This is a genomic window from Martinezella calliandrae (genome assembly GCF_030272695.1).
In the GTDB taxonomy this organism is placed as follows: Bacteria; Pseudomonadota; Alphaproteobacteria; order Rhizobiales; family Rhizobiaceae; genus Rhizobium; species Rhizobium calliandrae.
Genome location: NZ_JARFYN010000073.1, coordinates 17,433 through 28,836, shown reverse-complemented (window position 1 = coordinate 28,836; position 11,404 = coordinate 17,433). Strand labels below are relative to the sequence as shown.

Below are 11,404 nucleotides of genomic sequence, written 5' to 3'. Positions count from 1 at the left end.
GCGGAAGGGCGACCGACCGTGGGGAGGAAGCGTGGATCGAACCTGTGGGCCGATGAACAAGAACCGGATATGAGGCGGTGCCGACCAGGGCGAGCGGGCAAACGACCGCGAAGCTCTTGTGACCAAGGGTCGGTGGCGTAAATAGCTTTCAAATCACTGGGGAGACCTCGATCTCGTTTTCCAGCTTCTCCCCGATGTTCATGAAGATGGTCGCATCATCATAGACGCTGGGTCCTATCGCTATGTTCGTCTCAACCACCGAGTCGCCCGTGCATTTTGGATCGGTGGGTTTGCGGAAGCCGCGACGAAACGATTTGCCGGCCGCTGGAAGATCTCCTTTATTCCTGCCAACCCGGCCCAATGGCCGGCCGAACAATCCTCGCCGCTCATGCCGAACTCCTTGCGCGAGGCACCCACTTCAGTGATTGATCGCAATAAATCTTCACCTCAAGATTGAAGAACTCGATCTCCTCGGCAACCAACAACGGGTCGGCGAAGCCCTGGCGGTGGATCGGCCAGGATCTCGGATGCACGAGGAAGAAATTGACCGGTCTGGGCTCTTGGGAGAGGCGACGTCGATCGGCATTGCCGGCTTCGTTGCCATCTAACACTTTCGGAAGATAGGAATGACCGGCGGCGCCGGCCATTCGCAAGTTCTGGCGCGCTGGCCAGATCGCGGAAACATGTTGCGGGAACCAGTTGCAGAACCGTTCCAACAGGTTTAGTTTAGCTTTTGCTTGTGACTGAACTTGGGTTGCGGGGGGAGCTGGATTAAATCGCTCGTTAAAGCTGTAGCGATGCATGGGGGGTGTCATACCGCCATCTGACATTGGCGTCAGACAGGCTACCAAGTTTATCTCTGATCACCATTAATACGGCTCCTGTCATCGACGATTTAGAGTCGGGTTTTTAGGTGAGGGCCGCCTGGTCCGAAGACGGAATTTTTCAATGGAGCATTGGGTCGATGGCCAAGCTGGCATTCGACCCCGATAACAGAGCCGACGCTTTCGCTTGATCCCCAGTGACGCGCCTCTGCCTTAATGACTTGAAGAAAAGTCTTTGCGAACAGTGACGGGCTCAAAAAGCCGAGCCCGCCCTTAATTCCAAGGAGAGCCTGGAGAATACCACTGCCTCTTCCTTCGGATGGAACAGGCAAAACTGAAGGTCGCACAATGCTGAGACTGCATTGGCTTGCGTGACAACAAACTGGAGAAATTCTGCATCGCCATTTTGAGCGGGAGGCTCAGATGACTTCACTTGAAACCGCAGTGACGAACGAGACAGCCTCGGGTAAGACCCCGCTGTCAGCCGAGGAACTTCGCCTGATGGACGCCTACTGGCGGGCGTCCAACTATCTGTCGGTAGGGCAGATCTATTTGCTCAAGAATCCGTTGCTCAAGGAGCCGCTGAAGCGCGAGCATATCAAGCCTCGGCTGCTGGGCCATTGGGGAACATCGCCCGGCCTGAACATGCTCTATGTGCATCTGAACCGTGTGATCAAGCGCGACGATCTCAACATGATTTATGTGATCGGGCCTGGCCATGGTGGTCCGTCGCTCGTCGCGCATGCCTATCTGGAGGGAACCTACACAGAGGTCTACCCGAATATCGGGCAGGACGCGGAAGGCATGCAGCGGCTGTTCAAGCAGTTCAGCTTTCCAGGGGGCATTCCGAGCCACGTCGCTCCCGAAACGCCCGGAAGCATCCATGAAGGTGGTGAGCTGGGTTATGCCCTAAGCCACGCTTACGGCGCAGCCTTCGACAATCCTGATCTCATCGTCGCTTGCGTCGTCGGCGACGGGGAGGCGGAAACAGGGCCGCTCGCCACGGGATGGCACAGCAACAAGTTCCTCAATCCCGCACGTGACGGCTGCGTACTGCCGATCTTGCACCTCAACGGCTATAAGATCGCCAATCCCTGCTTCCTCGCCCGGATTCCAAAGGAGGAACTGAGGAAATTCTTCGAGGGGATGGGCTATGCCCCCCTCTTCGTCGAGGGGCGTGAGCCCGACCAGGTGCATCAGCAGCTTGCGGCAGCCATGGACACGGCCGTCGCCGAGATCAAAAGGATCTGGGCGGAAGCCAGAGACAGAGGCAATGTCAGCCGTCCGGCTTGGCCCATGATCGTCTTCCGCACTCCCAAGGGTTGGACTTGCCCGAGCGAAATCGACGGCAAGAAGTGCGAAGACTATTGGCGGGCGCATCAGGTTCCTATGGGTGACATGGACAAGCCGGAGCACATCGAGATCCTTCAGCAGTGGATGAAAACATACAGGCCTGAAGAACTCTTCGATGAAAGCGGCAAGTTCCGCGCCGAATTTGCCTCATTGGCACCAACCGGTCATCGCCGGATGAGCGACAACCCGCATGCAAACGGCGGTCTGCTGCTACGCGATTTGAAGATGCCGGACTTCCGCGACTACGCCGTCTCGGTGCCGAGCCCCGGATCGGTGGTCACTGAATCTGCTCGCGTCATGGGCAAGTTCCTGCGTGATGTCATGAAGCTGAACTTGAACAGCAAGAACTTCCGGTTGTTCAGTCCTGACGAGAACAACTCCAACCGCTGGCAGGACGTGTTGGAGGTCACCGACCGCTGCTACATGGCGGAGATTTATCCGGAAGACGATCGCCTGTCGCCCGATGGCCGCGTGATGGAAGTGCTGAGCGAGCACCAGTGTCAAGGTTGGCTGGAAGGTTACCTGCTGACGGGCCGCCACGGCTTCTTTTCTTGCTACGAGGCCTTTATCCACATCATCGACTCGATGTTCAATCAGCATGCCAAGTGGCTGAAGGTATGCAGCCACATTCCTTGGCGACGGCCGATCGCGTCCCTGAATTACTTCCTGAGCTCGCATGTCTGGCGGCAGGATCACAACGGGTTCAGCCACCAGGATCCCGGTTTTATCGATCACGTCGTAAACAAGAAAGCCGAGGTCATTCGCGTCTATCTACCGGCGGATGCGAATACTCTACTTTCTGTCACTGACCATTGCCTGCGCAGCCGCGATTATGTGAACGTCGTCGTGGCAGGCAAACAACCGGCTCCGCAATGGCTGACAATGGATCAAGCTATCAAGCATTGCGCCGAAGGTGTCGGTATTTGGGAGTGGGCCAGCAACGATCGGGGTTCAGAGCCCGATGTCGTGATGGCATGCTGCGGCGACGTGCCTACGCTGGAGACGCTTGCGGCTGTCCAACTCATCCGAGAGCATATCCCGGAGTTGAAGGTGCGGGTCGTAAACGTTGTCAACCTCATGAAGCTGCAGCCTTCGAATGAGCACCCGCATGGGCTTCCCGATCGCGATTTCGATGCGCTTTTCACTAAGGACAAGCCGATCATTTTCGCGTTCCATGGATATCCCTGGCTGATTCACCGGCTGACCTACCGGCGCACCAACCACGACAATCTGCATGTTCGAGGGTACAAGGAGGAGGGAACGACCACGACGCCGTTCGACATGGTCGTCCTGAACCAGCTCGATCGCTTTCATCTTGTTGAGGACGTCATCGATCGGCTGCCGCAGCTCGGCGCTCGCGCAGCCTACTTCAAGCAGTGGATCCGCGAGAAGCTGATCGAGCACCGGCAGTACATCGAGGAGCATGGCGATGACATGCCTCAGATCAGCGGCTGGAAGTGGGGCGTCAGGAGTACGGAACAAGTGAAGGGAACGACTTCCACGGAAGGCGATAACACCTAAGTGGCGTTCGGCCTGTGGCCGCTTCGATTGGGGGAATTGACCAATGGGCAAGATTGAAGACGTCACTTCCGCGCTAGTGCGTTTAGCTCGACTGTTCAACACTGGAACGAAGGTGGGAGTACTCGCGCTGGCGCGCTGTTCTGATATCAGCCGGAAAGGTTTGGTCGGCTAGCCATGATGGACTTGCACCTAACGGATATCGATCTGAGCCGGATGCCGACCGATGAGGATCTCGGTCGCCTTCAGTTCACGACGTTGCTTTACTATCTGCAATGCACCAATCCGGACAACGGGTTGGTGCGTGACAAGACGCAAGCGGGCGCGCCGGCAAGTATCGCCGCCATCGGCATGGCGCTTGCCACTATTCCGGTCGTGGTCGAGCGTGGCGTCATCATTCGCGAATTTGCCGCCAAGATCGCGCGGCGGCGGCTGGAATTCTTGATGAGTTGCCACCAGGGACCGGAACCTGACGCCTCCGGTTACAAGGGCTTCTTCTATCATTTCCTCGACATCGAAACAGGGCGGCGGGTGTGGCAGTGCGAATTGTCGACGATCGACTCGGCTTTTCTGTTTGCCGGCGCTTTGACCGTCGCCACCTATTTTGATGGGGACTCGGAAGATGAGGCGAAAGTCAGGCAACTCGGCACGGCGCTCTACGAGCGGGCGGACTGGAACTGGGCGTGCGACCATGGCCCAACGCTGACCCATGGCTGGCGACCGGAAAATGGTTTCATTCCCTATCGCTGGCGCGGCTATGACGAAGGCTTGCTTCTCTACATACTCGGACTTGGCTCAGCGACCCATCCGCTACCGCCGGAAAGCTATGTGGCTTACACGGAAAGCTATGAGTGGCGAAACATCTTCGGGCGCGAGTTGCTTTATTCCGGTCCGCTCTTCACACATCAGCTTTCGCATATGTGGATCGATTTCCGAGAAATTCGCGATGATTTCATGCGGGAACACGACAGCGACTATTTCCAAAATAGCCGGCAAGCCACCTTCGTACAGCAGGAATATGCGATCCGAAATCCCTTGGGATTCGAAGGATATGGCGAGCACTGCTGGGGATTTACCGCGAGCGACGGCCCCGGCTGGTTGACCAGGGATATTGGCGGTGTGCGCCGCGAGTTTTTCGACTACGTCGCACGGGGCGCACCGTTCGGGCCGGACGACGGTACCGTATCGCCCTGGGTCGCCGTCGCGTCCCTTCCGTTTGCTCCTGAGATCGTCATTCCAACCGTCCGCAATTTTGCTTCCCTGAAGCTCGGGATGAGGCGGCTCTATGGGTTCAAACCATCCTTCAATCTGACATTCAAGGATGAAAATAGCCCGACGGGCTGGTGGATCAGCCCTTACCATTTTGGGATCGATCAGGGGCCTGTGGCACTGATGATTGAGAACTATCGAACCGGCTTCCTCTGGAAACTGATGGGCAATTGCGAGCCCGTCGTCCGCGGACTGCGCCGAGCCGGATTCACCGGCGGGTGGCTTTAGCAAGGATACTGCGCAGAGAGCGCTCGGATGCTTCCACTCTTTGGCTTCGCGTGAAGGCGGGCGCGTTCCAGCACTTGTCTACCATTTAATCATGCTAAAACTATGCAGGATGATCTGTAGGCCAAGGGCTGCTTGCGTAACCCCGAGCACGACCGCTAGCACCTGAAGCAAAGTACCGATCCAGCTTAGAATGGTTTCCGCGAACAGCATCGCCACCCAGTCGAGGGCCAGAATAAGCAATACGATAGTGGTGACGGTGAGGCCTTCGACTTGCCGGCCGGCCGCCAGTGTTGCGAAAACGATGACCGCGGCGACTCCATAAGGCGTTACAATTGTTGGAAAGGCCAGGGGAGTAAGGGCCAGTTTCAGGTCTGGCGGTTTGTCCGCCTCGGTCGAGAGAACCGGCATGCTGGGAGACTGTTGCAGAACGGTTTGCAGGGCCACGAGAAACAAGATGATGCCTCCGGTCATCGCCAGGACAGGCAATGAGATTTCGAAATTCTCAAGCATGGTGCGTCCAAGCAAGCCGGCGATTGCCAGGGCAGCGGCCGAAAAGAGGATTGCTCTCGCTGCCATCCGACGTCGAAAGCGGCGGTTGCAATTGCTGGTCATCGCCACGAAGGGCACCAGGATCTTGATCGGGCCGAGCATCAGAAAGAGCATGAAGAATATTTTTCGCGCGCCGAACTCGATGTCCGGCAATCCCGCATCGAGCGGCGATTGCGCAAAGGATTGAGTGGGAGTTAAGGCCAGAGCCATCACCAGAGCGGGGAGAAGGTCAATCGAACGACAGTTGAGCCGCCAGGGTTTTGACGGATGAGTGAATAGGCGCGAGTAAACAAGGCCGGCGTAAGACCGGGCAACCTCGAGGAGGATCGATATGGTCACTGCTCGCGTCTCCGAAGCTATCAACGAAGCGCAAATCAACGTTGCCGTTGCGGCGCCAAATCTGTTGCGAGAGATGTACAACCAGACGGCTATACTAGACCCCAAATTTCGATAATCGGAGTCTCTTTTTCCACCTGCGCGTGCCTTGCTCAGTATTGTCCCTAAGTTGTCTCAGCCTCCGCGCGGAGCTATATTTTAAGCACCAAGTTTGGCTCGGATCTCTAAGTCGGAGTTGACGCGATGCTCGTAAGAGACGTGATGAAACTAAGAATTATCAGGGTCTCGCCGGACAACAGCGTCAAGCAGGCCGCAGAGCTGATGCTCGCCAATCATATCAGCGGTCTCCCGGTTATCGACGATGAAGGACAGTTGGTCGGCCTCATCACAGAGGGCGATCTGTTGCGCAGGTCCGAGTTAGGTCATCGAACCAAGGCCGATCAGTCGTTGTCTCCGGAGGAGATGGCCAAGACATACATCAAGAGCAACGCGTGGAAAGTTGCAGATGTGATGAGCCGCAATCCGGTGTCCGTCGAGGAGGACGCGCCGCTTGCACGCGTCGCTAACCTGATGCAGGAACACGGCATCAAGCGCCTTCCCGTGATGAGAGCGGGCGCCATGATCGGCATTGTGAGCCGCGCGGATCTTCTCCAGGCGATCATCTTCGCCAAACCGGATGAAACCGCGCCTGGTGACGAAGCGATCCGTCGCAGCATCGTGACCCGATTGAACGAGAACACCGGTCTCGAAGGACAGGATCTGACGGTGACGGTGGCAAACGGCGTTGTACATTTGTGGGGAAGTGTCTCGACGGAGGAATGCCGGAGAGCGGCGCGTGTCGCAGCTGAGAGTGTCCGCGGCGTCGCTGGCGTTGTGGATCATTTCTCGGAGCACAAGACCTAAAGAACCAGAAGAGGGCGGGCCGATTCTTCGGAGACCCTGGCAACCAGAGTGCCGGAGCTGCTCCTACAACAAGCGGGCCGTCTTGAATGCGGTAACCAATGACAACTGCCGCTGCCAGGGCACGGCTAGGGGGTAGCATGAGCAGCGAGAAGGCGGCTGTTCAGCCGCAGGATTTCAAGTCTCTTTCCTCTCCGCATCTTCCAGAACAATACGGCTGCGGTCCCATCCAATTTAAGGGAAGCCATGATGGGCTCTATGAGCGTCATTTGCTTTTCGACAATGTTATCGCTCCCGAGAATGCGGGAAACCGCGAGCGATATGAGGCGGTTGCGCGATCCGTCAGGGATGTGCTGTCGCAGCGCTGGCAGCGGACGGAACAGACCTACAAAAGGGAGAATCCGAAGCGGGTCTATTATCTGTCGATGGAGTTCCTGATCGGGCGATCCCTCAGTAACAATCTCCTCAATCTGCAGCTTGATCCCCTCGCCAAGCGGGTCTTCGACCACGATCATTTAGACGAACTGGCCATTCTTGCCGAGGAGCCCGACGCAGGATTGGGTAACGGCGGGCTAGGACGGCTCGCCGCCTGCTTCCTGGACTCGATGGCGACTATGCAACTGCCGGCGATGGGGTATGGGCTGCGCTACGAATACGGAATATTCAAACAGACGATCGTCGATGGCTGGCAACGAGAGCAGCCGGACAATTGGTTGCGCCGGCCGGATCCCTGGGAGGTTGCTCGCCCGCAGGAAGCCGTGGAAATCAAACTGGGCTGCTCCTTCGAGGTCCGCGGCGGGAATCTGCGGGTCGCAGTCGGCATGCCATCCCGCCTCGTCGGCATACCCTACGACCGCCCGATCGTCGGCTATGGCGGCATGACCATAAACACACTGCGCCTTTGGGCGGCCGCAACGCCCGAAGGCTTCGATTTCCAGACGTTCGGCGCCGGGGAGTTCGTCAGCGCGCTCGCCCAAAGGCTAACGGCCGAGACGGTCACGCGGGTTCTCTACCCCGACGATTCGACGAGCATGGGACAGGGTCTGCGGTTCGTTCAGGAATATTTTTTGGTCGCATGTTCGCTTGCCGACCTCGTCCGGAGGTTTCGTTCTAATAATTCCGATTGGTATTCTCTGCCCGATAAGGTGGCGATCCAGCTCAACGACACGCATCCGAGTACGGCAGTCGCCGAACTGATGCGTGTCCTGCTCGATGAGGCGGACCTCAGTTGGGATGATGCCTGGAATCTGACCAGGGCTTGCCTCGCCTACACCAATCACACGCTTCTGCCGGAGGCATTGGAGAAATGGCCGCTGCGGTGGTTCGAATTGATGTTGCCGCGTCATCTCGAGATCATTCTCGAGATTGATCGTCGCTTCAGGGAGGAGATCCTCGCCCGCTTTCCCGATGACCAAGGCATGGTCGAGCGGGCGAGCCTGATCGAGCATGGTGGCGAACATCTGGTGCGCATGGCCCATCTTGCCATCGTCGGCTCGCACAGCACCAACGGGGTTGCCGAGATTCATTCGAGACTGTTGCGCGAAACGACCGTCAAGGACCTCGCCGAGATCTTCCCCCGCCGGTTCAACAACAAGACGAATGGCGTGACGCCCCGGCGCTGGCTGCTCATGTCCAACCCAGAGCTTTCCGGTTGCGTAAGCGACGCCATCGGCCAGGGATGGGTCACCGACCTCGGCGAGCTGGAAAGGCTGAAACCGCTGGTCGATGACAGTGGTTTTGTCGATCAGGTTCGGGAAGCCAAGCGAATGGCCAAGCACCGCTTTGCCGCATGGCTGAAATCGAGCGCCGGCACCGTCGTAGATCCCAACGCGATCTTTGACAGCCAGGTCAAGCGCATTCATGAATACAAGCGGCAATTATTGAACGCTCTGCGCATCGTCGCACTCTATAACCGGATCCGAGAAAATCCCGGCCTGGAGATGGAGCCGCGCACTTTCTTCTTTTCCGGCAAAGCCGCGCCCGCTTACATTGTCGCGAAGCTGATAATCAAATTTATCAATAACATCGCCGGTACGATTGACGCCGACCCGCAGGTGCGGGGGCGCCTCAAGGTCGTCTTCCTGCCCGATTATTGCGTCTCGGTGGCGGAGCGTCTTATCCCTGCCAGTGACGTTTCCAACCAGATCTCGACAGCTGGATACGAAGCGAGCGGCACGAGCAACATGAAGTTCATGATGAATGGTGCGCTGACGATCGGCACCCGCGACGGGGCTACAATCGAAATGGCCGAAGCGGCGGGCGAGGAAAACTTCTTCCTATTCGGCCTGACGGCCGACGAGGTCGCGGGGAGCCGCGGCTGGTATAGTCCTTATTGGCACTACGACAACGAACCGGAGACTCGCGCGGTGCTGGACCTCGTCCTGTCCGGCCATTTCTGCCGTCACGAGCCCGCGGTTGTGGATGCGCTGCGCAATATCCTCCTGACAAGCGGCGACGTCTTCAGGCATTTGGCGGACCTCACCTCATATCTGGAGGCGGACCAGCGTTTGCGGTCTCTCTACGCCGATCCTCGAGCATGGACGCGTAAAGCGCTGCTCAACATCGCAAGCTCCGGGAAGTTCTCGAGCGACCGTACGATCGCCGAATATGCGGCCGAAATCTGGGATGCGAGACCCTGTCCTATTCCTTGATTCGTGGTGAACGGCGATAACAGCGAGGGCGCGCATGAGCCAGCAGCATATTCCGCTCAAGTTGACGGCAAGCAGGCTCGTCCGCGCGGTCACGCTCTTTATGACATCGGATGTGGGCGGAAAAGCCAAATTCCTATTTTTCGCTCTTGTCGCTCTCTTCGTTGGCATCAGCGTCCTGAACGTCGTCAATAGTTTCGTCGGCCGGCATTTCATGACTGCCATCGCCGAAAGGCAGACGGCCGAATTCATTCGCCAGGCCATCCTCTACATCATGGCTTTCGCAGCATCGACCATCGCCTCGGTGATCGCCAGGTTCTCGGAGGAACGGCTGGCCTTGCTCTGGCGGGAATTCCTGACACGCCGCGCTGTCGGCCTTTATATGAGCGGGGGAACGTTTTACCGTGTCGGGATTCAGGGCAAGCTCACATATCCTGATCAGCGGATCGCCGATGACATCAACGCCTTTACAATCACGACCCTTTCTTTCGTTTTGATGCTACTAAACAGCGCTTTGACCGTCGTGACCTTTTCCGGCGTACTTTGGGTCATCAGTCCGCTACTGCTTATCGCCGCCGTCGTATACGCAGCCTCCGGATCTTACTTGACAATCGTATTGGGCCGGCCCCTGATCAGCCTGAGCTATGATCAGCTCGACCGCGAGGCTGCATTCCGATCCAGCTTGATCCGCGTGCGCGAGAACGCGGAACCGATCATGCTTTCGGGAGGAGAGCAAAGGCACACCACTCTCCTGCTTAGGCGTCTTGATGAACTTGCAACGAACTTCAGGCGCATAATCGTCATCAACCGCAATGTCGGTTTCTTCACGACGGGCTATAATTGGATGACTCAGATCATTCCGATCCTCATCATTGCCCCGGCATTCATCCGAGGCGACATGGAGTTCGGCGTCGTTACCCAGTCTGCCGCTGCCTTTGCCATGCTTGTCGGTGCGTTTTCGTTTATTGTCAGCCAATTCAAATCAATTTCCAATTTCGCGGTTGTGGTAGCACGCCTCAGCTCCCTGATTGAAGCTATGGACGAAGCTGGTGCGCCAATAAAAACCGACCTGGAGGTCGTAGAGACCGAAGGAAACCTGGCCTATGAACGTCTCACGCTCACGTCGCCGGGCGGCCAAACGTTACTGAAAGATCTTTCAACGATCTTTCCCGCTGGCACAGGCGTTGTTGTGGTGGGAGGCGACAATGGCGGGGCGACCGCGTTGTTCCGCACGACGGCGGGAATTGGCACGTCCGGAGAGGGACGTATCTTTCGTCCAGCACGCGACCAGCTGCGCTTCCTCGCGCAACGCACCCAGCTCGCTCCCGGGACTCTGCGGCAAACATTGGTGCCGGCACGGCAGCAAGGCGAAGTATCTGACGATCACATTCTTGCCCTCCTCAAGCAGCTCGGATTTGTCCGCGTTGTGACCGTTGATGATCTCGATAAGGAGTGTGATTGGTCGAGTCTATTGTCGCCACGCGAACAACAGATTGTGGCGATCGCTGAAGCGCTTATCGCAGGCCCTCGGTATGTTCTTTTGGAAAATGCAGATGTGATCTTTGGCAACGAACTTCTGCGCGATATCCTCAGACTTCTTGCCGAGCGAAGTATCGCCTGCGTCAACTTCGCAGACATGAATACGCCGCGGGGGGCATATGATGCCGTGCTCGAGTGCCATGCGGACGGATCATGGAGGTGGATCAATCAAGGAGAACACTCCGTGGACTAGTGAGTGACTTCCGCCAAGGAATTGTACTTTGTGCGGCTACCTTTTTG

The 11,404-nt window shown here is 57.3% G+C and carries 7 protein-coding genes; 5 read left to right on the top strand and 2 right to left on the bottom strand.

What is annotated here, in order from left to right; genetic code table 11:
* Positions 1 to 386: 386 nt before the first annotated feature.
* Positions 387 to 803, bottom strand: coding sequence for a hypothetical protein (locus PY650_RS32550; RefSeq protein WP_285884071.1), 417 nt, complete (start codon positions 801 to 803; stop codon positions 387 to 389).
* 444 nt (positions 804 to 1,247) lie between these two features.
* Here PY650_RS32550 and PY650_RS32545 point away from each other — a divergent pair, with 444 nt between their 5' ends.
* On the top strand, positions 1,248 to 3,698 hold the full coding sequence (locus tag PY650_RS32545) for a phosphoketolase family protein (RefSeq protein ID WP_285884069.1): 2,451 nt from the start codon (positions 1,248 to 1,250) through the stop codon (positions 3,696 to 3,698).
* A gap of 174 nt (positions 3,699 to 3,872) precedes the next feature.
* The gene (locus PY650_RS32540; RefSeq protein ID WP_285884068.1) at positions 3,873 to 5,192 is read left to right on the top strand and encodes a glucoamylase family protein; all 1,320 of its coding nucleotides are present in this window, start codon (positions 3,873 to 3,875) and stop codon (positions 5,190 to 5,192) included.
* Between the two features lie 78 nt (positions 5,193 to 5,270).
* Here PY650_RS32540 and PY650_RS32535 read toward each other — a convergent pair whose 3' ends face one another.
* A complete protein-coding gene (locus tag PY650_RS32535) occupies positions 5,271 to 6,080 on the bottom strand; it encodes a MarC family protein (protein WP_285884066.1) in 810 nt (269 codons plus the stop codon).
* Between the two features lie 240 nt (positions 6,081 to 6,320).
* On the opposite strand from PY650_RS32535, the gene PY650_RS32530 reads away from it, so the two are divergent.
* The 3 genes from PY650_RS32530 to PY650_RS32520 all read left to right on the top strand — a co-directional run bounded on the left by PY650_RS32530 (position 6,321) and on the right by PY650_RS32520 (position 11,357).
* Positions 6,321 to 6,980, top strand: a complete 660-nt coding sequence (locus PY650_RS32530) for a CBS domain-containing protein (RefSeq protein ID WP_285884064.1) — start codon at positions 6,321 to 6,323, stop codon at positions 6,978 to 6,980.
* A 137-nt stretch (positions 6,981 to 7,117) separates the two neighbouring features.
* On the top strand, positions 7,118 to 9,628 hold the full coding sequence (locus tag PY650_RS32525) for a glycogen/starch/alpha-glucan phosphorylase (protein ID WP_285884062.1): 2,511 nt from the start codon (positions 7,118 to 7,120) through the stop codon (positions 9,626 to 9,628).
* Positions 9,629 to 9,662: 34 nt separating this feature from the next.
* Positions 9,663 to 11,357, top strand: coding sequence for an ABC transporter ATP-binding protein/permease (locus tag PY650_RS32520; protein WP_285884060.1), 1,695 nt, complete (start codon positions 9,663 to 9,665; stop codon positions 11,355 to 11,357).
* The last annotated feature ends 47 nt before the right edge of the window (positions 11,358 to 11,404 follow it).